The following is a 22,516-nucleotide window of genomic DNA, read 5'->3' on the forward strand; positions in this document are numbered from 1 at the left end:
CTCTCGCCGCGCGCGCTTTGGGGCCACTAGGGTCCCGGCATGGCGACGACCGGCACCGGTGCGGCGAGTGCGACGGTGGCCGCGGTCGTCGTGGCCGCGCTGGTGGCGGCTGCCACGGCACCGCTCGGGCAGCGCGGCTCGTGCCCGGACGCCGGCGACTGCGTCATCCTGACGACGAACATCGTCATGATCCCCGTCAGCACGTGGCTCTGGATCCCCGCGTCGATCGTCGCGGGTGCGCTCGCGTGGTGGCTGGTCCACCGGGCGCACGTGCACCGCGCGCGGACGGAAGCCCGGCTCGCGGGCTGACGCGCACGGGCAGTCCCGGTCTGCGCCCGACAGGAGTAGACCGGGACCACCAGATCGTGGCGGCCGCTCAACGTTTCCATGCGGCGGTTCGTCTACCTCTGTGACGGCCTCACCCACCGGAAGGGGGCCGCGATGAACCGTTGGGAGCCGGTCCTCACGGATCTGGTGCGCAACCGTGGCGGCGCGCTCGTGCGCTACGCGACGCTGTTGTGCGGCGACCGCCGTGAGGCGGAGGACCTGGTCCAGGACGCGCTGGTCAGGGTCTTCACCACGACGCGTCGTCCGCAGGGCAGCGGCCCCGGCGACTTCGTGGCGCTGGAGCACGTGGAGGCGTACGTCCGGAGGACGGTCCTCAACCTCTTCCTCGACGGGTATCGCCGACGGCGGCGGTGGGGCGCGGTCAAGCATCTCCTGGGTGCTCAGGACTTCACGGTCGGGCCCGACCAGGCGAGCCCCGACCACGTGGACCTCGGCGCCGCGCTCGCCGCACTGCCGCCGCGACAGCGGGCGTGCGTGGTGCTGCGTTTCTACGCCGATCTCACCGTGCCGCAGATCGCCGAGGACCTCGGCGTCTCGCCCGGAGCGGTGAAGCGTCACCTGCACGCCGCCAACGCGAAGCTCGCCATGAGCCTCACACCCGTCGGAGAGGAGGAGTGACATGAACCTCGAGGAGCTGCTGCGCAAGGAGCGGGACGTCGTCCCTCCGAACCCGCTCGTCGATCGCACCGACCAGATCGTGGGCCGGGTCCGCCGTCGTCGGCGCGCCCGGGTCGCGACGGCAGCCGTCGGGGCCGTGGCCGCCCTCGCCGTCGTCGCCGTCGTCGTCGGACAGCTGGTCCCGAAGGCGGCGCCCACACCTGCGGCACTGAGCCCGAGCGCCGTGGTGCCGTTGCCGTCGGGCGACGGTGTGGCGTTGCTGGAACCGGGTCGCTATGTGTTCCCGGTGCTGGATGCGCCTCTGTCGTCCCCGGTGCTCCCGGTGGTGTCGGTACCTGCGGGCTTCGCCGCCACGAACGACGCGGGTGGTGTGACGGTGGGCGGGGACGCCCGCGCGGACGGCCGGATGCTGCGGATCTGGGAGATCGACAGCGTTTACTCCCACCCGTGCGACCCGAGCCGGCGTGCAGTCACTGTCGGACCCGCGGCGGCCGATCTCGCCGATGCCTTGGCGGCGCAGCCGATGCGGGCAGGCACCGAGCCGGTCCCGGTCACGATCGGCGGGTACGACGGGTTCTACGTCGAGCTGAGCGTGCCGGACGACGTCGACATCGCCGCCTGCCCGGGAGGGAAGTTCTTCAGCTGGCCGGGCCGGTGGCAGCAGGCTCCCGGGCAGGTCGACATGCTGTGGATCGTCGACGTCGAGGGGCAGCGCGTCGTGTTCGACGCGTGGGCTCTGCCCGGTGCCAGCCCGCAGGAGCGCACCGAGCTCGAGCACATGGTCACCACCGCCACGTTCGTCCCGGCCGTCGGCTCCTGACACCGCGCGCTCCGTCGGCGGCGCGCTCCCTGCCTTTGTCATGCCCTCTGGCCGGATCCGCCGGCCGATGATCCGTTCCACGCAAGGAGACGACGATGTCCACCCACCTCACCCATCTCTCCGCCGCAGGCTGTGCGGCACTCCTGGCAGCGGGGCTCGTCGGTTGCACCGCCGACGCGGCACCACCCAGTCCAGTCTCGTCGGCCGCGGCCGCGGCCGTGCTCGTGTCGTTGCCGTCGGGCGACGGTGCCGCGTTGCTGGAGCCGGGTCGCTATGTGTTCCCGGTGCTGGATGCGCCCCTGTTGTCCCCGGTGCTCCCGGTGGTGGCGGTGCCTCCGGGGTTCGCCGCGACGGATGATGCCGCTGGTGTGACGGCAGGCGGCGACGCTCGCGCCGACGGCAGGATGCTGCGGATCTGGGACGTCGACAGCGTGTACTCCCACCCGTGCGACCCGAGCCGGCGCACCGTCGCCGTCGGACCCACGGCGGCCGATCTCGCCGACGCCCTGGCGGCGCAGCCGATGCGCGCGGGCACCGACCCGGTCCCGGTGACGATCGGCGGGTACGACGGGTTCTACGTCGAGCTGAGCGTGCCGGAGGACGTCGACATCGCCGCCTGCCCGGGAGGGAAGTTCTTCAGCTGGCCGGGCCGGTGGCAGCAGGCTCCCGGGCAGGTCGACATGCTCTGGATCGTCGATGCCGAGGGGCAGCGCGTCGTGTTCGACGCCTGGGCTCTGCCCGGCTCCAGCCCGCAGGAGCGCACCGAGCTGCAACACATGGTCACCACGGCCACGTTCGTCCCGAGCTCCGGCTCCTGAGAACCGCGCGCTCCGTCGGGGACGCGATCCCCCTCAGGTGGACTCGGGGTCCTGTCCGAGCACGGCGCGCCCGCCGTCCACCGGGAGGATCGCGCCGGTCACGAAGGAGGCGGCGTCGGAGAGCAGGTAGGCCACGGTGGCCGCCACCTCCTGCACGCGACCGACCCGCCCCAGCGGATGCAGGCGCCCCATCTCGTCCTCGACGCGGCGTGCCTGCACCGGTTCGAGCGCGTCGAGGAACACGTCGTACCGGGCCGTCGAGATCGAGCCGAGCGCGACCGCGTTCACGCGGACCTGCCGCGCCCCGTGCTCGACTGCGGCGGCGCGGGTGAGACCTTCGATCGCCGCCTTCGCGGTCGCATAGGGGAGCGAGCCACGCACCGGCCGCTGCGCCTGGTGCGACGAGACGTTGACCACCGAGCCCGGTCCGCGGAACCGGCGCGCGGCCACGGCCGTCCCGACGAGCGTCGGGGCGAGGTTCGCCACGACGAGCTCGAGCAGCTCCGCGGGACCGCTGTCGGGGTCCGGGTCCCGGAAGATCGCCGCGTTGTTCACCCACCCTGTGAGCGTGCCGAGCCGCTCCGCCGCGTCGGCTGCGGCCTCGGCCACCTCGGGGTCGCCGGCACTGCCCACGACCGCCGCGGTCAGACCGTCGGCCGGCAGCCAGGACACCGCGTCGGGCTCGACCTCGATGACCACGACCGCCTCGCCGTCCGCGAGCAGGCGTTCCACCACGGCCCGCCCGACGCCGCGGCCACCTCCGGTCACTACGGTCACGCGTCCCATGGAGCCATCCCAGCACCGGCGGGYGGGCTCGCGCGCGACGACGGCCACGCACCCTCGTGCCGGCGAAGCTGTCGGATCGGCGTGGTGCGGTTCGTGGAGGTGGTGGAAGGTGGTCGTCGGGACCGCCTGGAACTGAGGAGCATCGGATGACCAAGGTCGTCGCCATCATGTCCATGTCGCTCGACGGCTTCGTCGCCGACCCCGACGACGGGGTGGCCGAGGTGTTCGACTGGTACACCTCGGGGGACGTCGAGATCCGCACGGGTGGTTCGGATCCCATGACGTTCTCGGTGTCCGAGCCGAGCGCGGCGCACATCCGCGGTCTCACGTCCGGGCTGGGTGCCGTCCTCACCGGACGTCGCACGTTCGAGGTCGCCCAGGGCTGGGGCGGGAACCACGCCTGGGGGCCGGCGTTCGTCCTCGCCCACGAGGTCCCCGCCGGCTGGCCGCGGGCCGGCTCGACCGTCCACTTCGTGACCGACGGGCTCGAGAGCGCGGTGCGTCAGGCGAAGGAGGCAGCCGCCGGGAAGGACGTCGGGGTCCACGGCGCCGACACGATCCAGCAGCTCCTGAACGCCGGCCTGCTGGACGAGATCTCCGTCGACATCGCCGCGCTGCTGCTCGGCTCCGGGATCCGGCTGTTCGACCACCTCGCGGGCACCCCGGCCACCCTCGGCGACCCGACGGTGATCCAGGGCGTCGGCGTGACCCACCTGCGCTACCCGGTGCGTCCCTGAGCGCCGGGCGCGTGTCCTACGGGAAGCGTTCGTCCCCCGTCGGCTCGTAGTGCGGCACCGCGTTCATCCGGTGCCGCAGCTGCGACAGCTCCCAGTACATCCGCTTCCGCGCCCGGCTCTGGTTCCCCAGCGGACGGTGCTCGGCGATCGTGTGCCACGGGTTGTAGGACAGCCGTTTCGCGAACTCCATCTGCGCGGGGGAGTCGAAAGTCTGCCTCGGCAGGCGGAGCGTGGCGACGGGCACGCGCGGCGACAGCCTCTCGGGCCACAGCACCCCGGCGTTCTCGATCGGCATGAGGTGCGGGTCGGTCTGCATCTGCACACGCACCTCCAGCTCCACGTCGCCGTCCGCCAGGGACGCGACCATCGCGTCGCGCAGGTAGTCGTCCGGCGGCCGGAACGGCAGGCGTGGGATCCGTGTCCTCGTGCTCGACGTCGGCCAGACGGAGTACGACATCGCCTGGCCCTCGCCCATCAGGTACGGCACGCAGCTGAAGTACGGAGCCTCGAACGGGCTGCTCTGGGTCTTGGTGTAGAGCGACTGCATGATCAGGCCGAGCACGTGCGGTGCGCGCAGGTTGAGGAAGTAGAACAGCTGCGCGTTCTTCACGCTCCAGTGCTGCAGCGCGGCGTTGGCCTTCACGTCGGGAGTGACGAAGGTGGCGGTCGACACCCCGAACATGTCGAGCGTGTGCAGCTCGTCGTCGAGCAGCTTCGGCCCCTCGACACCCATGAGCTTGATGCTGATGCTCATGAAGCCGATGTCGTCGATGTCCGGCGTGATGTACGGACCGGGCCCCGAGAAGCGCACCCACGCCTTGAAGGTCTGYGGCTTCGCGTAGATCCCACGGCGCATGTGCTCGGGCAGGTGGTCGTGCACGGTGAGCTCGCCCCGGCAGATGCCCTGCGTCTTCGTGTTCCCGCCGCGCTCGAAGCCGCCGGGCTTCCAGAGGTCGGTMATCTGCTGCGTGAAGCTGCGCACGATCGAGTCGGTGAGGCTCTCCTCGTCGGCCATCAGTCGTTCTTCTGCGATCGCCAGGTGCTCGTCCCTGCGCCTGACGTTGATGAGCGAGGTGGTGAGCCGCTCGAGCGGGCCCTTCAGCAGCGCATCGAAGGCCGGTCGGACGAAGGGGTCGACGCGACGCTCGGCCCGGAGCAGCGCCATGGTGGTGTCCGAGGCGACGTCGCGCCAGGCCGCACCGGTACTGGCGCGCGGCTGCGGGTGGCTGGCGTTGGAGCTCGTGATCGGCGAGTGCGGCGGGCTCACGTGGGGTGCCGCTCTCAGCCGCGGGCAGCGAGGATCGCGAGCGTCGTGTTGCCCGAGGAGATGAGCGTGGTGGTGACGGCGGCTCGTGGAGGCAGGTCCCCGCGGATGCCGGAGACGACGGCGGACACGGTGTCCGACGCATGGATCAGGACGGCCAGGCGGGCGAGCCTGCGTCGCGAGGCGTCGTCCGCGGTGAGCAGCTCGATGCCCAGCAGGATCGTCCGGATGCCGAACATGCGGAACGGGTACATGCCCGCCCGGGCCGCCTGCTCGTCCGTGGACAGCCGACGCAGGAGCACCTGGGGAGCCAGGAGGCCGAGCGTGCCGTTGACGATGCGGACGACGGCCAGGATCTGACCCGAACGGCGTGCCACGCTCGATGCCGCCATGGCGTCCCCCCTGATCGACTCCCGTGCCACGTTGGCACCGGCACCGGGCGCTGTCAACGTCCGCGCGCACAGCCCGGTATCGACCGGTTTGCGCCTTTACAAGCCTGGGCGGCGGGGGCAGGGTGGAGAGCGATCAGGCCGAGCTCGAACCGCCGGCCTGCGGGCAGGGGAGGTCCGACCATGTCGGGCAGGAGTGCCACGAGCCAGCGGACGAGCACCGAGGCCACCCTGATGCGCCTGGGCAACGTGCTCCTCGACGATCTGTTCCGCGCCAGCCCTCCGGGCCCCATCCCCAGGGGAAAGCTGCGCGGAACGGTCCTCGCCTTTCCGGGGACCCGAGCGGTGAAGCCCATCGCGAGAGTCGCTCGAGCGTTGTTCTGGCAGGGAAAGGTCGTCGACGCCGAGCAGGCCGGCCTGAAGAACCTCGTGAGCCCGTTCCGGCTGCGCTTGATCAAGGCGACGTTGTCCACGGCGGAGAGCTGGGTCGACGGCGACCCGATCGTCCTCATCGACTACTCCCGCACCTCGCGCGTGGCCCACATGGTCCGAGACGAGATCCGTCTCGTCGGCCCCGGGCTCTACCTCGGTGTCGTCTGGTTGTGGCACTGGCGCGTCGCCTGGTTCACGCTCCGGCAGCGGGGGTCCAAGTAGCACCACCAACCGGCTCGCGACAGGTGAGGCTCATGGTCCCAGGGGTGGTGGCATGCYGGCACAGGTAGCGGTGTGCGTCCAGGCGGAGCTCGTCGCCGACCGCGAACAGGCCGCTCGGGACTTCCTGCCGCGGATCCGGGTCGACGACTTCGACGCGATGGGCACGGTCCACTTCGCCCGCGTCTTCGTCCTCGACCGGGTCGTCGACACCGCGGGACGCCCGATCCCGGCGTCGATCGTCTACATGGCCGACGTCGACGGGTCGGCCGACCGCCACCTCCGGGCACTGCCGTCCGACGTGCACACGCTGTTCGGGCACTGCCTGGGCTACCCGAGCGCGCCGGACGCCGCAGCGCGCCTCGTGTGGTTGCACGAGCACTCCTTGCGGCCGGACGCCTACTACCGGCACACCGCCGACCGTCCGGTGGAGCAGATCAAGCGCGAGGCGTACCTGCGCGAGCAGGTCGAGGTGGTGCTCGACGAGCTGCCGACCGCCGGCCGGACCTCGGCCGACGAGGTCGCGCACACCGTGTACCGGGCGATGAAGAAGCGCCCCGACCTGTCGTGGGCGCGCCGCCGCCCGTCGACTCCCGGGCTCGTCTACGGGGCGCTCCGGATCGTGGCGCTCGTCGCCATCGCCGTCGCCCTGCTCGTCGTCCTCCCGGTCGTCGGACCGTTCCTCGTCGCGTGGGTGCTCGTCGTGCGGGTCCTGGAGCTGCGCGACACGCAGGAGAGCGGCGCGGTCGACATCGCCCACATCGATGCGGTCCGACGCTACGAGGACCACGGGGTCCAGAACCCGTTCACCGGGGTCGGGTTCGTCAAGCCCGGGGTCGTGCGACGTCTCACCATGCGCGGCGCACTGCTCGGGCTCGACCTGGCGTTCCGTCTCGTCATGTACCGCGACAACCTCTCCGGGGTCCGGACCATCCACTTCGCTCGGTGGCAACCGGTCGACGGTGGACGCCGGTTCATCTTCGCCAGCAGCTACGACGGCAACCTCGAGAGCTACATGGACGACTTCATCTCCCGGCTGGCATGGGGCATCAATCTCGTCTTCGGCAACGGCGTCGGCTTCCCGCGGACCCGCTGGCTGTTCTTCGGCGGCGCCAAGGACGAGATCGCGTACAAGCACTACCTGCGCAGGCACCTGGTGCCGACCGTCGTCTTCTACTCCGCGTACCCGACGCTCGCGGCGATCCACATCGACCGGAACGCCGACGTCCGTCGCGCGCTGCGCGCCCAGGACCCGCGATGGCTCGAGGCGATGTGAGCGCGGCGACGAGCGGGCTGCTCGACCTGCCCGACATCCAGGGCCTCGTCGTGCGCGGCTACGGGAAGCTCCCGTGCGCCGCCTACGTCCTGCTGCACGCGCCGACGCCCGAGGGGCTCCGCCGGCTGGCGCGGTGGGCTGAGCCGCGGGTGACCACCGGCGACGAGAGTCCGACCGACCGGGCCATGAACCTCGCCCTGACGCACGACGGGATCCGCAGCCTGACCGAGTGTGACGACCTTCCCGACGGGTTCTCGGAGCCGTTCCGCACCGGGATGGACACCGAGTACCGCAGCCGGATCCTGGGCGACACGGGAGAGAACGACCCCGCCGGGTGGCTGTGGGGGCGCTCGGGCGCCGAGCCCGTCCACGCCCTGCTCCTGTTGTACGCCCAGGACGCCCCGACGCTCGCCGCGGTCGTGGCCGAGGTGCGCGGCGAGGCCGAGCAGGCTGGCGTTCGCGTGCAGCGGGTTCTGGCGGCCGACGACCTGAGCGACCGGGAGCCCTTCGGGTTCAAGGACGGTGTCTCGCAGCCGACGATCGCCTCGGTGACCGGTGCTCCCGACCCCGCGGAGGCGCTCCGGCCCGGCGAGTTCGTGCTCGGGTACGGCAACGAGTACGGCCAGCAGTCCGAGCGGCCGCTGCTGCCCGCGTCCGCCGACCCCGAGCGGATGCTGAGCCGCGACCGCTCCGGCGCTCCGGACCTCGGACGCAACGGCACGTACCTGGTGTTCCGCCAGCTGCGCCAGGACGTCGACGGCTTCTGGGGCTATGTGCGCGAGGCGGCGGACGGAGACGCCGCCGAGGCCGAGCACCTCGCTGCGCGCATCGTCGGGCGGTGGCCCAGCGGCGCGCCCGTCGTCCTGGCGCCGGCCGCCGACGACCCCGACCTCGCGGACGCGAACGACTTCGGCTACCACGACGCCGACCCGACCGGCCTGCGGTGCCCGGTCGGCGCCCACATCCGGCGCKCCAACCCCCGGGACTCGCTGCCGCCGAGTCCCGGGACGGAGTCGTCGCTCCGCGGCGTGCGCACGCACCGGCTGGTCCGGCGCGGCCGGACGTACACCGACGGCGGCGAGCGCGGCCTCTACTTCCTGTGCCTCAACGCCAACCTCGCCCGCCAGTTCGAGTTCGTGCAGCACGGCTGGCTGAACGGCAACGCGTTCGTGACGCTGGACGACCCGGACGACCCGTTGATCGGCTCCCGGGCGGGCGGGCCGTCGTCGTTCACGGTCCCCGGACAGCCCGTCCGGCGCCGGTACCGGGACCTCCCGCAGTTCGTCCAGGTGCGCGGGGGCGCCTACTTCTTCCTGCCCGGCCTGCGGGCACTCCACTACCTCGCAGCCCGCGCGCGTCGCGGTCCCGCTGCGTAGCACGCACGTCACGACACGGGGTTCGGGGGAGCGATGCGGAATCAGTCCACGTTCGGCAAGGTCGTCGAGTGGCTCGACAAGCGCCACCACTGGCACAGGTTCCCGACGCTGCTGGGCGTGCTCGCGCTCATCGGCATCCGGAACACGCTCCGCGCCCGCAACCTGTTCAGCACCACGAAGGGGTCGGGCGTCACGGCGCCCGTCCCCGCTCCGCCACGCCACCTCGTCGCTCGCACCACGGACGGCTCCTACAACGACCTGGCGCACCCGGCCATGGGCATGGCGAAGACACGGTTCGGCCGCAACGTCCCGCTGGAGCTGACCAAGCCCGAGGTGGCGCCGCGGCTGTTCACCCCCAACCCCCGGACCATCAGCACCGTCCTTCTGCAGCGCGACGAGTTCAAGCCCGCGACCACGCTGAACGTCCTCGCGGCCGCGTGGCTCCAGTTCGAGACGCGCGACTGGTTCAGCCACGGCACCGACATGGAGCACCCGATCCACGTCCCGCGCCCCGCCGGCGACGACTGGCCGGACGACCCGATGGTGTGGCCGAGCACGCCCAAGGACCCCACGAACCACGCGACCGACGGGTCGGCGACGTTCGTCAACACCGAGACGCACTGGTGGGACGCGTCCCAGATCTACGGGAGCGTGCCGGAGTTCGAGCAGGCGATCCGGACCAGCGCGGGGGGTCGCGTGCGGATCGGGGCCGACGGTCTGATCGACGTGGACCCGGCCCTGCTGGGCACCTCGGGTGGCCGGGACGGCTGGTGGGTGGGCCTGGAGCTCATGCACACGCTCTTCATGCGCGAGCACAACGCGATCTGCGACCGGCTCGTGGCGTCGTACCCCTCGTGGAACGACGACCAGCTGTTCGAGAAGGCGCGCCTGATCAACGCGGCCCTGATCGCGAAGATCCACACCGTCGAGTGGACGCCCGCGATCCTCGGCCATCCCGCGCTGCACATCGCGATGCGCGCCAACTGGTGGGGCCTGGCCGAGGAGCGGGTGCACGACCTGGTCGGGCGGCTCAGCTCCAGCGACCTCGTCAGCGGCATCCCGGGGTCACCGACGGACCATCACGGGGTCCCGTACGCGATGACCGAGGAGTTCGTCGCGGTGTACCGGATGCACCCCCTGATCCCCGACGACTACGAGATCCGCGACGCGGTCACCGGCGCCGTGAGCGAGAACCTGCAGTTCACGGACCTGCACGGGTTGAGCTCGCGCCCGGTCCTGCAGCGAGCCTCCGCACCGAACGTGTTCTTCTCGCTCGGAGTCGCCAACCCCGGGGCCCTGCGCCTGCACAACAACCCCCGCTTCATGCGCAGGCTGGATCGCGCCGACGGCAAGCAGATCGACCTCGCCGCGATCGACGTGCTGCGCTCGCGGGAGCGCGGCGTGCCCCGGTACAACGAGTTCCGGCGGCTGATGCACATGGCACCCGTGCGCAGCTTCGAGGAGCTCGGCGACGACCCCGAGACCGTCGCGCAGCTGCGCGAGATCTACGACGACAACCTGGAGGACGTCGACCTGGCCGTCGGGATGCTCGGCGAGCAGCTCCCGCGCGGCTTCGGGTTCAGCGACACCGCGTTCCGGATCTTCGTCCTCATGGCGTCCCGGCGGCTCAAGAGCGACCGGTTCTTCGGCGTCGACTTCACCTCGAAGATCTACACACCGGAGGGCATGGCCTGGATCGACGGGAACGACATGTCGTCCGTGATCGTGCGGCACTACCCGGAGCTCGCGCCGGCCGTGCGCGGGGTGCGCAACGCGTTCGCCCCCTGGCCGCTCCCGTCGGAGCCGTGACCGACGCTCGCGGACGACCGGCGGTCACGGCTCCGGCCACGTCATGTCGCCTTCGGACCCGCCGGCACGGGCTCGACCGGACCGTAGAGCGGAGGCTGCATCTCGGCCATCTCGAGGTCGGCCGTCGCCTGGATGAGCGCCAGCAGGTCGGTGTCGAGGCCGGGGGAGAACTCCTCGTACCGCTCGACGGCGATGGTGGACGRCACGCCCTCAGGCGCCTGCTCGGTGGCGTCCAGCTCCGTGCCGTCCTTCGACGGTGACATGCCCTGGAAGATCCGGCCGGCCTCGGACGAGGCGGTGAGGTCGAAGGTGTACTGCTTGCTCTGCAGCCCGAGGTCCACCAGCTTCTTGACCTCGGGGAACCTCTCGGCGTTCGTCTTCGGGATCGGTAGGACCGATGCCCAGCTGACGCCGAGGGTCTCCAGGGCACGGGCGTAGGCGTTCTCGTGCGCCTGGTCGCGCACGATGAGGTACGCGATCGTCGAGCGCGCGGTCTTGTTCGCCGTCATCTCATAGATGCGGCACTTCTGCAGCCGGCCGGTGGACTCGAGCATGAGGTTGTAGAGCAGGTCGAGCATGAGGTTCCCGGAGTTGTAGACGTAGGAGCCGCTCCACGGGTTGCCCGCGGAGTCCACGGGGAGGGCGCCCTGCGAGGCGACCAGGTAGTGGTGGATGTTGCCCTGGTCCAGCGCCGACTCCAGCGGCGTCGCCCCGCTCGCGCCGGGCTTGTCCAGCGGGTCGGGCTTCTTGCCGTTGTACCGCGGTGACCCGTCGAGCAGGCGCGCGATCGTGGTGCCGATCAGCTCGACGTGGCTGATCTCCTCGGTCCCGATGCCCTGGAGCAGGTCCCGGTACGGCTTGGCCTTGGGTCCGCGGAAGTTGATGCTCTGGAAGAGGTACTGCATCATCGTCCGCATCTCRCCGAACTGGCCCCCGAGCCCCTCCTGCAGGGCGTTGGCCGCGGCCGGGTCTGGCTCGTCGGCCTCGATGTCGTGGATCAGTCGCTGCACGTGCAGGTACATGAGATCTCCTTCGTCAGCTGTCCGTGTCCGTCGTGCTGTCGGCTCCGCGCGACTCGCGCAGAGCGCGACCGAGCCGCACGTCCTCCTCCTGCTTGGCCTGCTTCTTCTCGCTCGCGCGGGTGTCCCGCGGCGGGAGCTGGATGGTCTTCTCGGCCTCGATTCCGCCCTGCAGCTGGCGGCCGCGCTCGACCTCGGCGTCGAGCTCCGCGCCGAACAGGAGCGCCAGGTTCGTGATCCACAGCCAGAGCAGGAACACGATCACACCGGCCAGCGAGCCGTAGGTCTTGTCGTAGCTGGCGACGTTCGCCACGTAGAACCCGAACGCGAGCGAGGCGAGCACCCACACGACGAGCGCGACGATCGCGCCGATGCTGATCCAGCGGAACCTGGGCTGGCGCACGTTCGGCGTCGCGTAGTAGAGGATCGCGATCGCGACGACGACGAGGGCGACGATCACCGGCCACTTCACGATGTTCCACACGGTGACCGTGACGTCGCTGAGCCCGATGGCGGCGCCCACCGCGCGCGCGACGCCGCCCGAGAGCACCACGGCCGCCACGACGGCGACGGCGAGAACCACGAGGACGACGGTGACGAGGAGCAGGACGGGGCGCAGCTTCCAGATCGGGCGGCCCTCGTCGATCTCGTAGACCCGATTCATGCCGCGGCTGAACGCGGCTACGTAGCCGGACGCCGACCAGAGCGCCAGGACCAGCCCGAGGACCAGGGCGAAGCCGGCCGCGGGAGCATCGGTCAGCTGGGTCAGGATCGGCTTCAGGGTGTCGTCGACCGACGACACGCCGACGTCGCCGGCGATCTTCAGGACGTCGCCGACCATCTTCTGCGGGTCGCCCACCAGGCCGAGGACCGAGATGACGGCCAGCAGTGCGGGCGCGATCGCGAGGACGGCGTAGTAGGTGAGCGCGGCGGCCAGGTCGGTGCACTGGTCCCGGCCGAACTCTCGCAGCGTCTTGCGCACGACGTACATCCACGACCGCTTGGTGATGTCGTCGGGCCAGTCCGGCTTGCGCGGGTCCTCCGGCGCCGGTGCGGCGTCCTTCTCGGTGCTCCGGGTGCTGCTCGTGTCATGGGTGGTCATCGCGGGTCTCCCGGAGGGTCGTGCTCGACGGTCGACCGCGCGACGGGGCACCACGGTGTGCCCCGTCGCGCGGGTTCCTAGTAGCCGGTCTGGTGCCCGTCCGCGGAGTGGGCACCACGGACTGTGTCGGCCGCGTCGGTCGTGTCCGAGCGCAGGTCGGCCGCGACGGAGCGGCCCTCGTCGCGCAGGGTTGCCCCGKCCTCGGTCGCCCGGTCCTTGACGGCCTCCGCTGCCTCCTGCGCCGGCTGGCGCAGGGTGTCCGCGAGCCCCTGGGCGGCGTCCTTGGCCTCCTGCACCAGGGGAGCTGCCTGCTCCTTCGCGGACTGCGCGAGCTGCTGTTCCTGGCGAGTGCTGGGCAGCAGCGACGAGAGCAGCCAGCCGGCGCCGAAGGCGATGAGCCCGGCGGCGAGCGGGTTGCCGCGGGTCTTGTCCTTGGCGGCGTGCGGCAGCTGAGCGGCCGCGTCGCCGACGTGGGATGCGGCGTCGCCGACGCTGGAGGCGGCCGAGCCCGYGGTGCCGGCGCCGTGGGAGACGCCGCCCATCACGCGGTCCTTGACGTCGCTCACCGCGTCGCGGACCTTGTCGGCCTGTCGGTGAGCGACCTGCGTCGGGCTCACCTTGTCGGTCAGCGCGTCGACGTCCGAGCTGAGCTCGGCACGCGTGCGCTCGATGTCCTCGCGGATCTGGTCCGGGTCGGTGCTCATGCGTTCTTCTCCTCGTGACCTTGCAGGGCGTTCGGGATCTTCTTCACGGACTCGGTTGTACGGGGCAACCCGGCGACGCGCTGGGACTCGGCCCGGCCGCGAGCGGCCAGGACGGCGGCGACGATCGCCCAGACGGCGGCGACGATCACGGCCGACCAACCCCAGGAGTCGAGCGCGTCGCCGAGCGCCCACCACAGGGCGATCGACAGGAACAGCAGGACGAAGTGGCCCGCGACGGCGGCACCCGCGTACATGGAGCCGCCCTTGGCTGCCGCCTTCGCCGACTGGCGGGCCTCGGCCTTGGCCAGCTCGACCTCCTGGTGGAGCAGCGTCGACAGGTCGCGCGTGACGTCGCCGAGCAGGTCGCCGACCGACTGACGCGGGGGAGCGTCCAGCGGCTCGGTCATCGCTGGTTCCACATGTTCGCGGCGGGCACCGGCACGGGCGTCACCGGYTCGTCGGTGCGGCGGGGCTCGTCCATCGGGACGGTGTACGCGGGCGGCGGCATGGTGGTCCTGAGCGTCGGGGTGCTCGGACCGGTCGTCGGCCGCGGGGTCGGTGCGTCCTTGAGCCCGCGGGTGAGCCGCCCCAGGACCACGCCGGCCCCGGCCGCCAGGACGAGGAACGTGCCCGGGCGGCGGCGGGCGAAGCCGCGGACCTCGTCGAGGGCCTCGTCGGGACCGTGGTCCTCGAGCCACCTGCCGAGCGCGGTGACCCGGTCGCCGATCTCGCGGGCGACGTCCGTGGCGATGTTCTGCTCGGTCGGCGCCGCCGCCATCTGGGTCAGCTGGTCACCCACCGACGACAGGCCGCCGGCGAGCCGGCGCTGCTGGGTGCCCACCTGGCCCGAGACCTCGTCGCGGGCCTGCGACCACAGGTCGCCGAGCTGCCGGCGCGCTTCCTGCGTCACCGCCGCGGCCTCGCCCTTGGCCTCGCCGAGCAGGTGGCCGCCGGCGTTGGCGGCCTTGTCCTTCAGATCGGTCGCCTGCTCCTTGGCGGTGTCGGCCGTGCTGGGCTGCTCCCCGCTGGAGCGGGGGTAGCTGCTGGTGTAGTCCTCGGTCATGGTGGTCTCGCTTCGCATGGTCTGGCGGACGAGACGCCGAGCCCGGCAGGCGACGCGAGAACGCGCGACAGCGCCGAGGGGGCTCCGACGTCGTCACGGGTTTCTGCCGTGCGACCGTCCGCATGGGGTGATCGGGGCGTCGATGACGCTTCCCGGGGATCCAGCTGTCCGCGGCGTGCGCGCAACGCAGCGCTGCACACCTAGTCCCATGTCCGGCGACGTGTCCTGTCCCGGGCGACGGTCTGCGGGGCGACGTTACGTCGACCAGCACCACGGACGCTAAGCCTGCTGTGCCGGGCCCGCCACCCGAACGGGCGTCACACGCGCTGCCGGAACGTGTCGCGTTCGCGTGGAGGGCTGCCGGTGACGGCCTCGACGATGACGGAGGCGACCTCACGCAGCTTCACCTTGCGGTGCTGCGACGCGCTGCGCAGGATCGACATCGCCTCGTCGGCCGTGCAGCGGTTCTCCGCCATCACCACCCCGATCGCCTGGTCGATCACGGATCGCGAGACCAGGGCCGCGCGCAGGTCGGCGTTCATCTCGACCTGGTCCGCGCTGCGCAGGCACAGCGCGATCGTCCGGGCGATCTCGTCGGCGTACATGTCCGCGACGGCGAGCGCCGCGTCGTCCCAGGCGTGCGCGTCGGTGGCATACAGGTTCAGGGCGATCTGCACGCCGGGACGCACGTCGCGGGGTAGGGCGGCGGCCGAGGCGTACCCGTTGGCCCTCGCCGCGGACCTCCATTGCGGCCATCGGGTCTCGAGCTCGATGTCGGGGACGTGCACGAGGTGACCGACGTCGATCGAGGTCAGGCACGGTCCGTCGTCGGCCGCGTACTCGACCTCGTCGCAGAGTGCAGCGGGTGGGTCGCTCGCCGCGACGAGGGTGGGCCGCCCGTCGCGGCGCAAGGTGATCGTCGCGGAGGTCGCCGGCCCGACGTTGCGCGCGGCGGCCCGTGCGACACCCTCCACGAACTCCTCCACGCCGGCGGTCCCCAGCAGCAGGGTCTGGAGCTCGGTGATCGCGTGGATCCGGGCGGTCTCGTTCATGGTCGACTCCTCGTTGCGGTGGTGCTCACGTGCCCACCACGGTCCGTGCGACGTCGGCGTCCCCGAGCCCGGCACGCTCGGCCGCCCTGTGCAGGACCGTCCGAGCCTCGTCGATGCCGATCCGTCGTGAGTGGGCGAGGATCCCGAGCGCCTGGTTGATCACGGCGAGCTCGTCCAGGTGCGTGGGCGCGACCACGGCGTCGTCCAGCGACCGGAAGTCGAGGTCCGCGTTCGAGATGGCCCGGTGGGCACTGGCCCCGACGATCGCCGCGAGCTGGGCCTCGTGCCCGCGGAACGCTCGCGGCCGAGCCGCATAGAAGTTGACGGTGCCGACCAGCGTGCCGTGGTCCAGGACGGGCAGTGACAGCGAGCTGCGCACGCCGCGACCGGCCGCCGTGGAGGCGAACTGCTGCCAGCGGTCCTCATCGAGGATGTCGTCGATCCCGACCTCGACCTCGTCGCGGCCCGCCTGCAGACAGGGACCGTCGTCGAGGTACTGGGCGGAGTCCATGGCCGCGGACTCTGCGGACGTCGCCACCACGGTGAAGGTGAGGTCCTCGGTGCCCAGGCAGTAGCTGAAGCCGAGGCACGACGGCACCTCGGCCGCGACGCGATCGCCCGCGTCAGCCACGAGTGCGAGGAGATCGACCTCGGAGGACTCGCCGAGTCGTCGCAGGGCGTCGACCGTCTGCGGCAGCAGCTGCATGGCACCTCGATCGGGTCCGCCATCGGCCGGCGCGGCTGCCTCACGCTGGGCGTCCGACGGTACGCCGCGCGCACCTCGGTCGCGCGCCGAGCGGGTCCGCTCAGGAGGTCAGAGCCAACGGCTTCGTCGTCCAGACGAACTCGTCGCCGAGCTCCATGCTGCCGGCCTTCCGCAAGGTGACGTCGCCGTCCTCTGACGAAGGTGATCCGGTCCCCGTCGACGACGTAGGTCCCGGGTCCTTCGCGATCGGGTTCGCCCGACGCCGACTCCACGTCGACGGTCCAGAGGCAACTCGAGCGGGTGGTAGCGGGACAGACCGTGGTGGATCCGACCCTCGTCGCCGAGCTCCTGGCCCGCCCCCGGGTGGACAACCCGGTGGACGCTCTGTCGGCCCGCGAGCGCGAGGTCCTCGCCCTCGTCGCCGAAGGTCTGTCCAACCAGGCGATCGCGCGCAGGCTGGTTGTCACGGACCGCACCGTCGAGGCGCACGTCGCACGGATCTTCACGCGGCTGGGGCTCGTCGAGGACGCCGCCAGAACAGGCGGGTGCTCGCCGTCCTCACCTTCCTGCGCGCATGAGTCCGAGGTCTGACGTCACGCGAAGCCGAACACCGGCGGGAACACGATCACGATGACCGCGGCCCAGGCGGCATAGATCGGCAGGTACCGCGTCTGCCAGCGCTCGAGCTCCGCGAACGTGCCGTGACCCCGCAGGAACCGGCCGCTCCGCCACGCGGAGACGCCGAGGTGCACGAGCAGCAGCAGGTTGAGACCGAGCGCGGCGATCTTGTTGGGGCTGGTGCCGAACTGCGCGATCCGCGTGAGCATCGCGGTCAGCATGACGGCGTCGACCGCGATGGCCACCCCGAGCAGCACCAGCTGGAGCCAGTCGGCCAGCGTGGGCGGTGYGAGCGCGTCGCGGGCCGAGATCGAGTAGAGGAGCAGGGCCAGGACCAGCACGAGGATGGCGTCCATCAGGATCAGCAGGTCGCGGTTCACCTCGACCAGGCCGCCGGACAGGGTCAGCGCCACGAGGACGGCCACGAGCATGACGATGGTCAGCGGCGTGAAGATCCGGGTCAGCACGGGCGCGATGTTCTCGACGACGTCCTGCTTGGCCTCGACCAGCCAGGCGGCGACGACGAGGGCGCCCGGGACGGCGAACGGCATCACCCACTCCGCGATCACCGGACCGGGGTCGACACCCACGAGCTGCAGCACCCCGGCGGTGAGGCCGACGAGGACCCCGCCACCCAGCGCGAGCAGCGTGAAGTAGATCGCGAGCTCGCCCGTGAACCGGACGAAGTCCATCCGCCGGCCGTCGGATCGCCAGGAGCCCGCGACGTAGGCGAGCCCCACCAGGAGCCAGAGGACGACGGGGGCATGGATGATCGCCAGCATCTCGGTCGAGCCCCCGGACGTGAACGGGTACACGTTGAGGGCGACGGCGAGCACGGCGAACGGCACGGCGATCGCCGCCACGGTCCGCGGTCCCGCCTGGCGCTTCCACGCGAGGTACGCGATGAGGAACGGAGCCACGAGCAGGCCGACGTTGCGGGCGAACGCGCCCTCGCCGTCGATCCAGGAGAGGCCGGCCTTCACCGCGACGCCCGCACCGACCGCGAGCGCGAGCACCACCGTGAGCTCGCGCCACCGGGGTGCGGGTGAGCCTGAGGAGTCGTCGGGGACGAGCGCGAGCTGCTTCCACAGCCGGTCCGAGTGCTCCCGGGCGTACTCGCGGGAGACGGCGTCCAGGTTGCCGAGGCGCTTGATCGCGACGAGGAACGCCTCGTCGTCGTCGAGCCCGGTCGCGCGCAGGTCGGCCACCTGGCCGCGGAGGTGGTCCTCGAGCTCGTCCACGTCGGCCGACGAGATGACCTGACGCCGGTGGACGTAGCCGCGCCAGCGGTCGACCTGGGCCTCGAGCTCGTCGCCGTGCGCCATCACGCCCACCCCTCCGCGACGGTGGTGGGCCGCGGTGCCGACTCCCAGACCTGCCGGAGCGCGTCCGCGACGACGGTCCACTGCGCGTGCCGTTCGGCGAGCGCCGCCCGGCCGGTCGAGGTGATCGCGTAGTGCTTGCGGCGTCGACCCGCCTCGGACGTGCCCCAGGACGACGAGACGTGGCCGAGCCGCTCGAGCCGGTGCAGGAGCGGGTAGAGCATGCCGTCCGTCCACTGCATGCGCCCGCCGGAGAGCTCGCCGACGCGCTTGAGGATCGCGTAGCCGTAGAGGTCGCCGTCCGCGAGGATCCCGAGCACGAGCGGTGTCGCCGAGGCGGCGACCAGGTCCTTGTCGATGCGCACGACGTCTCCTCTACCTTGATGTGCTAGGTATCGAACCCTAGCGGCTCTAGGTATGGCAACACGGCTCACCGTCGGATGGACGCAGGCAACGTGTTCGGCCGGATCGTCCTCACACCCGGATGACGACCTTGGCGGACTGACTCTCTCGGCCCTGTCGCCGGGGGACCGGCGGCTCTACGGTGGGGACGTCCGCACGGACGATGCGGCGGCACGCCGGGGCAGCCACCCGGCACTCGCACTGGAGTGGCGATGTCATCGACGACACCCGGGATGCGGGTCCAGGAATCCAGCCCGATCGCCCCACGCGCCGTCCGCACGATCCTCGTCGTCGTCCTTGCGGCGACCCTCTTGCTCCTGGGGTGGGCCGTCCGCGACTCGCGGGCCAAGGCCGGCTACCAGGACGCCTTCGAGTCCGGAGGCGTCGCCGCGGTGGTCGAGCACGCTGCCGACCGGGGCGACCGTGCGACGCAGGTCCCGGGCGGGGTCCAGGCGCCGTACGGCTGCTACCTCGCCGACGGCGAGGTGTACCCGGGCCTCACGCTCGACCAGTGCCGCGACGAGGCCGCCGCGCACGTCGCGGGGGCGGTCGGCTGACCGGTCCGCCCGGGGCCGCGGCAGACGGTGGCCTGGGTATCGTGCCCCGCATGGGTCGACGAGCGTGGGCGGCGTGGCGGGCCCGTCCCGCGGGCGTCCGCGACGCGTGGGTGACCGGTGCGCTCGTCCTCGTCGCAGGCATCCTGCTCGCGCGCGGCCGCGGGGACGTGGACCCTGTCGTGGCGACCTTCGTCGTTCTCGGGACTGCATCGCTCGCGTGGCGGCGCACCGCCCCGTTCGTCACGCTGGCCGGCAGCGGGGTCGCCCTCGGGGTGACCACCGCGCTGAGCGGACCTGGGTCGGGCGCGCTCGCTGCGGTACTCATCGCCGTGTACAGCGCGGTCGCGTGGGATCGCCGTCTCGCGGGGACCGTGGCGGCCGCCGTCGACGTGGTGGTCGTCGCGGTCGTCGACGCCGTGCGCACGGGGGCCTGGTGGGGTGAGGACGTGGTGGTGTCGGCGATGCTCGTGGCGGTCGTGCTGGCAGCCGGTTTCGCGGTCGGCTCCCGGCGGTCCACGCTCGAGGCGGCGAGGGACCGGGTCGAGCGTGCCGAGCGCACCCGTGAGGCGGAGGCGGCCCGGCGGGTTGCCGAGGAGCGACTGAGGATCGCGCGGGAGCTGCACGACGTGCTTGGTCATCACGTCGCGGTGATCGGCGTCCAGGCAGGCGTGGCCGAGACGTTGCTGGTGAGTCGGCCGGAGGCTGCGCGCGCCGCGCTCGAGCACGTGCAGGAGGCGAGCGGGAACGTGCTGACGGAGCTCGCGGCGCTGGTCGAGGTCCTGCGTGAGCCGGGCGACGATCCTGCGACGTCGCCGACACCCGGGCTGGAAGGTCTCGACGGTCTGCTCGAGGACGTGCGGTCCACCGGGCTGGTGGTCGACGTCGCGGCTCGCGGTGCACCCCGTCCGCTCGCGCCGGTCGTCGACCTGACCGCGTTCCGCGTGGTTCAGGAGGCGCTGACGAACGCACACAAGCACGGCGACGGCCGCGCCGAGCTGATCATGACGCACGCGGCGGACGCGCTGACGATCGAGGTCCTGAACGCGTTGGGACCGGAGGTGCCGGGAGGCGGTCGCGGGTACGGTCTCGCCGGGATGCGCGAGCGTGTCGTGTCCGTCGGGGGAACTCTCGACGCCGGCGCGGACGCGCGGACCTTCCGGGTGCGTGCGGTCCTGCCCGTGCTCGCAGTCGGTGCCGGAGACGAAGCGGCTGCGGGGACGCGCCGATGACGATCCGGGTGCTCGTCGCCGACGATCAGGAGCTCATCCGGGCMGGKTTCGCSGCCCTCGTCGGYGCSGCGGACGACATGGAGGTCGTCGGAGAGGCCGCGGACGGCGCCGAGGCTGTCGAGGCGGTGCGCCGGACCCGSCCGGACGTCGTGCTCATGGACATCCGGATGCCGGGCGTCGACGGGATCGCTGCGACGGAGCAGATCGCATCGGACCCGGCGCTGGCAGCGGTCAAGGTGATCGTGCTGACGACCTTCGAGATGGATGAGTACGTCGTCGCGGCCTTGCGCGCCGGGGCCAGCGGATTCCTCGGCAAAGGGGTCCGGCCGGCGGCTCTGCTCGACGGCATCCGGACCGTGGTGGCGGGGGAGTCGTTGCTGTCGCCGAAGGCGACCCGCGCCCTCATCACGCAGGTGCTCGACGCCCCGGTCGGACCGGTCGTCGACGGCTCGGCGTTCGCCGCGCTGACGCCGCGCGAGCGTGAGGTCGTCGACCTCGTCGCGCACGGCCTGAGCAACGACGAGATCGCGGCGCGACTGTTCCTGTCGCCGGTGACGGCCAAGACGCACGTGAACCGCGCGATGACCAAGGTGGGCGCGCGCGACCGGGCGCAGCTCGTCGTGCTCGCCTACCAGGCCGGGCTCGCCGCCGGCTGACGCTCACGGATCACCGGCGATGACGATCGTTGCTGCGCGTACTGCGATCGCAGTACGCGCAGGTGTCTGCGCCTGGACGACGCGGCCGACCCCCTGGGCAGGGCACCGTGGATCACGTCGGAACCGGCACGGTGACGACGAGCGGCAGGCCCTCCGGCGCCTGCATCCATCCCAGGAGCATCACCATGACCGCCGTGGTCACCCCGAGCACGTCACATCCCGCGAGCACCGTGACGGCACCGCCGGACTACCCCTTCTACAACGGTCTGCCGTCGCGCATCAGCGGCGCGGGCTGGGCAGCCATCCTGGCGGCCGTGGCGGCCGGCGTCGCAGCGGACATGTACCTGTCCGTCGGCGGTCCCGACTGGTTCTCGACGCTCGTGCGCGGCCTGGCGTTCGTCGCGATCCCGCTCGTCACGTTCGTCCTGGTCGCTCGCCCCGACTGGCGGGTGATCTTCCGCCGCGTAGGCCGCCGGGAGGTCAAGCTCTGGGTCGGGTTCGCCGCACTCAACGTCGTGATCACCTCGCTCGTCGGCGTCGTGCTCTCGCAGGTGATCGACATGCAGGCGAACCCGATGGGCGACATGCTCGCGCAGGTCAGCGGTGGCGAACGCGTCGCGACGTTCCTGTCGATGGTTCCGCAGCTGTTCGGTGAGGAGCTCTTCACCATCCTCGTCCTCCTCGCGACCATGACCCTGCTGTCCCGGGTCGTCCGGCTCCCTCGGCGGGCCGCGGTCATCGGCGCGACGCTCGTCGCGACGATCGCGTTCGCCGCGATCCACCTGCCCACCTACGGCGGCAACGTCCTGCAGTGCCTCGCCGTCATCGGCGTGGCCCGGGTGGTGCTGCTCATCCCCTTCATCAAGACGAAGAACATCTGGGCGTCGACCGGGGCGCACGTCCTCAACGACTGGACGCTCTTCGCCATCGGGCTCGCAACGGCGGCGGCTCTGGTCTAGCGCCCCTCGCCCGAACCCACCTGTCGGGTCACACGCCCCGTCACACGGGTGCCCGGTCTCCTGGTGCCTCGAGCCCGACGACCGTCGTCGGGCCGAGCACCGGAAGGTACGTGCAATGGCACTGTTCATGGACGCCCACACCATCGAGGGCGGAGTCTCGGCAAGCGACGTCGCGGCCGCCCACCAAGCCGATCTGGCGACGCAGGACGCCTACGGCGTCAGCTACGTGCGGTAC

Annotated in this window: 27 protein-coding genes; 15 read left to right on the forward strand and 12 right to left on the reverse strand. The window is 71.7% G+C overall.

The window, feature by feature from the left end; genetic code table 11:
- Positions 1-39: 39 nt before the first annotated feature.
- From ACXJKG_RS08215 to ACXJKG_RS08230, 4 genes are all read left to right on the forward strand, one after another.
- A complete protein-coding gene (locus tag ACXJKG_RS08215; protein ID WP_456845268.1) occupies positions 40-309 on the forward strand; it encodes a hypothetical protein in 270 nt (89 codons plus the stop codon).
- A 132-nt stretch (positions 310-441) separates the two neighbouring features.
- The gene (locus ACXJKG_RS08220; protein WP_456845269.1) at positions 442-966 is read left to right on the forward strand and encodes an RNA polymerase sigma factor; all 525 of its coding nucleotides are present in this window, start codon (positions 442-444) and stop codon (positions 964-966) included.
- Position 967: 1 nt separating this feature from the next.
- Complete coding sequence (locus tag ACXJKG_RS08225; RefSeq protein WP_456845270.1) at positions 968-1,786, forward strand: hypothetical protein; 819 nt, start codon at positions 968-970, stop codon at positions 1,784-1,786.
- Between the two features lie 95 nt (positions 1,787-1,881).
- On the forward strand, positions 1,882-2,604 hold the full coding sequence (locus ACXJKG_RS08230) for a hypothetical protein (protein ID WP_456845271.1): 723 nt from the start codon (positions 1,882-1,884) through the stop codon (positions 2,602-2,604).
- A 33-nt stretch (positions 2,605-2,637) separates the two neighbouring features.
- Here ACXJKG_RS08230 and ACXJKG_RS08235 read toward each other — a convergent pair whose 3' ends face one another.
- On the reverse strand, positions 2,638-3,381 hold the full coding sequence (locus ACXJKG_RS08235; protein ID WP_456845272.1) for an SDR family NAD(P)-dependent oxidoreductase: 744 nt from the start codon (positions 3,379-3,381) through the stop codon (positions 2,638-2,640).
- A gap of 155 nt (positions 3,382-3,536) precedes the next feature.
- On the opposite strand from ACXJKG_RS08235, the gene ACXJKG_RS08240 reads away from it, so the two are divergent.
- Positions 3,537-4,127: a dihydrofolate reductase family protein gene (locus ACXJKG_RS08240; RefSeq protein WP_456845273.1), complete on the forward strand. Its 591-nt coding sequence runs from the start codon at positions 3,537-3,539 to the stop codon at positions 4,125-4,127.
- Positions 4,128-4,143: 16 nt separating this feature from the next.
- On the opposite strand, the gene ACXJKG_RS08245 is transcribed toward ACXJKG_RS08240, so the two are convergent.
- Positions 4,144-5,394 carry a hypothetical protein gene (locus ACXJKG_RS08245; protein WP_456845274.1) on the reverse strand — a complete coding sequence of 417 codons (1,251 nt, stop codon included), beginning with the start codon at positions 5,392-5,394 and terminating at the stop codon, positions 4,144-4,146.
- A gap of 14 nt (positions 5,395-5,408) precedes the next feature.
- Positions 5,409-5,783 carry a hypothetical protein gene (locus ACXJKG_RS08250; protein WP_456845275.1) on the reverse strand — a complete coding sequence of 125 codons (375 nt, stop codon included), beginning with the start codon at positions 5,781-5,783 and terminating at the stop codon, positions 5,409-5,411.
- A gap of 372 nt (positions 5,784-6,155) precedes the next feature.
- Here ACXJKG_RS08250 and ACXJKG_RS08255 point away from each other — a divergent pair, with 372 nt between their 5' ends.
- The 4 genes from ACXJKG_RS08255 to ACXJKG_RS08270 are packed head-to-tail and all read left to right on the forward strand — an operon-like array spanning position 6,156 to position 10,892.
- Positions 6,156-6,434: a hypothetical protein gene (locus tag ACXJKG_RS08255; RefSeq protein ID WP_456845276.1), complete on the forward strand. Its 279-nt coding sequence runs from the start codon at positions 6,156-6,158 to the stop codon at positions 6,432-6,434.
- A gap of 52 nt (positions 6,435-6,486) precedes the next feature.
- Entirely contained in the window at positions 6,487-7,707 is a 1,221-nt protein-coding gene (locus ACXJKG_RS08260; protein ID WP_456845277.1) for a hypothetical protein, read from the forward strand.
- Positions 7,689-9,083 carry a Dyp-type peroxidase gene (locus ACXJKG_RS08265; RefSeq protein WP_456845278.1) on the forward strand — a complete coding sequence of 465 codons (1,395 nt, stop codon included), beginning with the start codon at positions 7,689-7,691 and terminating at the stop codon, positions 9,081-9,083. The genes ACXJKG_RS08260 and ACXJKG_RS08265 overlap by 19 nt, the downstream gene beginning before the upstream one ends.
- Positions 9,084-9,116: 33 nt before the next feature.
- On the forward strand, positions 9,117-10,892 hold the full coding sequence (locus tag ACXJKG_RS08270) for a peroxidase family protein (RefSeq protein WP_456845279.1): 1,776 nt from the start codon (positions 9,117-9,119) through the stop codon (positions 10,890-10,892).
- A gap of 41 nt (positions 10,893-10,933) precedes the next feature.
- On the opposite strand, the gene ACXJKG_RS08275 is transcribed toward ACXJKG_RS08270, so the two are convergent.
- From ACXJKG_RS08275 to ACXJKG_RS08305, 7 genes are all read right to left on the reverse strand, one after another.
- Complete coding sequence (locus ACXJKG_RS08275) at positions 10,934-11,914, reverse strand: manganese catalase family protein (RefSeq protein ID WP_456845280.1); 981 nt, start codon at positions 11,912-11,914, stop codon at positions 10,934-10,936.
- Between the two features lie 13 nt (positions 11,915-11,927).
- Positions 11,928-13,013, reverse strand: coding sequence for a YihY/virulence factor BrkB family protein (locus ACXJKG_RS08280; RefSeq protein WP_456845281.1), 1,086 nt, complete (start codon positions 13,011-13,013; stop codon positions 11,928-11,930).
- Positions 13,014-13,090: 77 nt separating this feature from the next.
- Positions 13,091-13,717 carry a DUF3618 domain-containing protein gene (locus ACXJKG_RS08285; RefSeq protein ID WP_456845282.1) on the reverse strand — a complete coding sequence of 209 codons (627 nt, stop codon included), beginning with the start codon at positions 13,715-13,717 and terminating at the stop codon, positions 13,091-13,093.
- Positions 13,714-14,124, reverse strand: a complete 411-nt coding sequence (locus ACXJKG_RS08290; protein ID WP_456845283.1) for a phage holin family protein — start codon at positions 14,122-14,124, stop codon at positions 13,714-13,716. The genes ACXJKG_RS08285 and ACXJKG_RS08290 overlap by 4 nt, the downstream gene beginning before the upstream one ends.
- Positions 14,121-14,780, reverse strand: a complete 660-nt coding sequence (locus ACXJKG_RS08295; protein ID WP_456845284.1) for a hypothetical protein — start codon at positions 14,778-14,780, stop codon at positions 14,121-14,123. The genes ACXJKG_RS08290 and ACXJKG_RS08295 overlap by 4 nt, the downstream gene beginning before the upstream one ends.
- Before the next feature lie 317 nt (positions 14,781-15,097).
- The gene (locus ACXJKG_RS08300) at positions 15,098-15,832 is read right to left on the reverse strand and encodes a GAF and ANTAR domain-containing protein (protein WP_456845285.1); all 735 of its coding nucleotides are present in this window, start codon (positions 15,830-15,832) and stop codon (positions 15,098-15,100) included.
- A gap of 25 nt (positions 15,833-15,857) precedes the next feature.
- The gene (locus ACXJKG_RS08305) at positions 15,858-16,538 is read right to left on the reverse strand and encodes a GAF and ANTAR domain-containing protein (RefSeq protein ID WP_456845286.1); all 681 of its coding nucleotides are present in this window, start codon (positions 16,536-16,538) and stop codon (positions 15,858-15,860) included.
- 318 nt (positions 16,539-16,856) lie between these two features.
- Here ACXJKG_RS08305 and ACXJKG_RS08310 point away from each other — a divergent pair, with 318 nt between their 5' ends.
- Positions 16,857-17,129 (forward strand): helix-turn-helix domain-containing protein, encoded by a 273-nt coding sequence (locus ACXJKG_RS08310; protein ID WP_456845287.1) that lies wholly within the window; start codon positions 16,857-16,859, stop codon positions 17,127-17,129.
- Positions 17,130-17,131: 2 nt separating this feature from the next.
- On the opposite strand, the gene ACXJKG_RS08315 is transcribed toward ACXJKG_RS08310, so the two are convergent.
- Positions 17,132-18,481, reverse strand: a complete 1,350-nt coding sequence (locus tag ACXJKG_RS08315) for a permease prefix domain 1-containing protein (RefSeq protein ID WP_456845288.1) — start codon at positions 18,479-18,481, stop codon at positions 17,132-17,134.
- On the reverse strand, positions 18,481-18,843 hold the full coding sequence (locus tag ACXJKG_RS08320) for a PadR family transcriptional regulator (RefSeq protein ID WP_456845289.1): 363 nt from the start codon (positions 18,841-18,843) through the stop codon (positions 18,481-18,483). The genes ACXJKG_RS08315 and ACXJKG_RS08320 overlap by 1 nt, the downstream gene beginning before the upstream one ends.
- Before the next feature lie 249 nt (positions 18,844-19,092).
- On the opposite strand from ACXJKG_RS08320, the gene ACXJKG_RS08325 reads away from it, so the two are divergent.
- The 5 genes from ACXJKG_RS08325 to ACXJKG_RS08345 form a co-directional block, all read left to right on the forward strand.
- Positions 19,093-19,437, forward strand: coding sequence for a hypothetical protein (locus ACXJKG_RS08325; RefSeq protein WP_456845290.1), 345 nt, complete (start codon positions 19,093-19,095; stop codon positions 19,435-19,437).
- Positions 19,438-19,487: 50 nt separating this feature from the next.
- Positions 19,488-20,666: a sensor histidine kinase gene (locus ACXJKG_RS08330; protein ID WP_456845291.1), complete on the forward strand. Its 1,179-nt coding sequence runs from the start codon at positions 19,488-19,490 to the stop codon at positions 20,664-20,666.
- Entirely contained in the window at positions 20,663-21,322 is a 660-nt protein-coding gene (locus tag ACXJKG_RS08335) for a response regulator transcription factor (protein WP_456845292.1), read from the forward strand. Before ACXJKG_RS08330 ends, ACXJKG_RS08335 begins: the two co-directional genes overlap by 4 nt.
- A 185-nt stretch (positions 21,323-21,507) precedes the next feature.
- A complete protein-coding gene (locus ACXJKG_RS08340) occupies positions 21,508-22,281 on the forward strand; it encodes a CPBP family intramembrane glutamic endopeptidase (protein WP_456845293.1) in 774 nt (257 codons plus the stop codon).
- Positions 22,282-22,408: 127 nt separating this feature from the next.
- A partial coding sequence (locus ACXJKG_RS08345; protein WP_456845294.1) for a nickel-binding protein occupies positions 22,409-22,516 on the forward strand: 108 nt, incomplete at its 3' end.

The sequence above is a fragment of the Cellulomonas sp. P5_C6 genome (genome assembly GCF_054049635.1).

Excerpts from the sequence above, each read along its gene's own strand:
- ACXJKG_RS08215 (WP_456845268.1), top strand. The coding sequence starts at position 40 with ATGGCGACGACCGGCACCGGTGCGGCGAGTGCGACGGTGGCCGCGGTC.
- ACXJKG_RS08220 (WP_456845269.1), top strand. The coding sequence starts at position 442 with ATGAACCGTTGGGAGCCGGTCCTCACGGATCTGGTGCGCAACCGTGGC.
- ACXJKG_RS08225 (WP_456845270.1), top strand. The coding sequence starts at position 968 with ATGAACCTCGAGGAGCTGCTGCGCAAGGAGCGGGACGTCGTCCCTCCG.
- ACXJKG_RS08230 (WP_456845271.1), top strand. The coding sequence starts at position 1,882 with ATGTCCACCCACCTCACCCATCTCTCCGCCGCAGGCTGTGCGGCACTC.
- ACXJKG_RS08240 (WP_456845273.1), top strand. The coding sequence starts at position 3,537 with ATGACCAAGGTCGTCGCCATCATGTCCATGTCGCTCGACGGCTTCGTC.
- ACXJKG_RS08250 (WP_456845275.1), bottom strand. The coding sequence starts at position 5,783 with ATGGCGGCATCGAGCGTGGCACGCCGTTCGGGTCAGATCCTGGCCGTC.
- ACXJKG_RS08270 (WP_456845279.1), top strand. The coding sequence starts at position 9,117 with ATGCGGAATCAGTCCACGTTCGGCAAGGTCGTCGAGTGGCTCGACAAG.
- ACXJKG_RS08280 (WP_456845281.1), bottom strand. The coding sequence starts at position 13,013 with ATGACCACCCATGACACGAGCAGCACCCGGAGCACCGAGAAGGACGCC.
- ACXJKG_RS08290 (WP_456845283.1), bottom strand. The coding sequence starts at position 14,124 with ATGACCGAGCCGCTGGACGCTCCCCCGCGTCAGTCGGTCGGCGACCTG.
- ACXJKG_RS08300 (WP_456845285.1), bottom strand. The coding sequence starts at position 15,832 with ATGAACGAGACCGCCCGGATCCACGCGATCACCGAGCTCCAGACCCTG.
- ACXJKG_RS08305 (WP_456845286.1), bottom strand. The coding sequence starts at position 16,538 with ATGCAGCTGCTGCCGCAGACGGTCGACGCCCTGCGACGACTCGGCGAG.
- ACXJKG_RS08325 (WP_456845290.1), top strand. The coding sequence starts at position 19,093 with ATGTCATCGACGACACCCGGGATGCGGGTCCAGGAATCCAGCCCGATC.
- ACXJKG_RS08330 (WP_456845291.1), top strand. The coding sequence starts at position 19,488 with ATGGGTCGACGAGCGTGGGCGGCGTGGCGGGCCCGTCCCGCGGGCGTC.
- ACXJKG_RS08340 (WP_456845293.1), top strand. The coding sequence starts at position 21,508 with ATGACCGCCGTGGTCACCCCGAGCACGTCACATCCCGCGAGCACCGTG.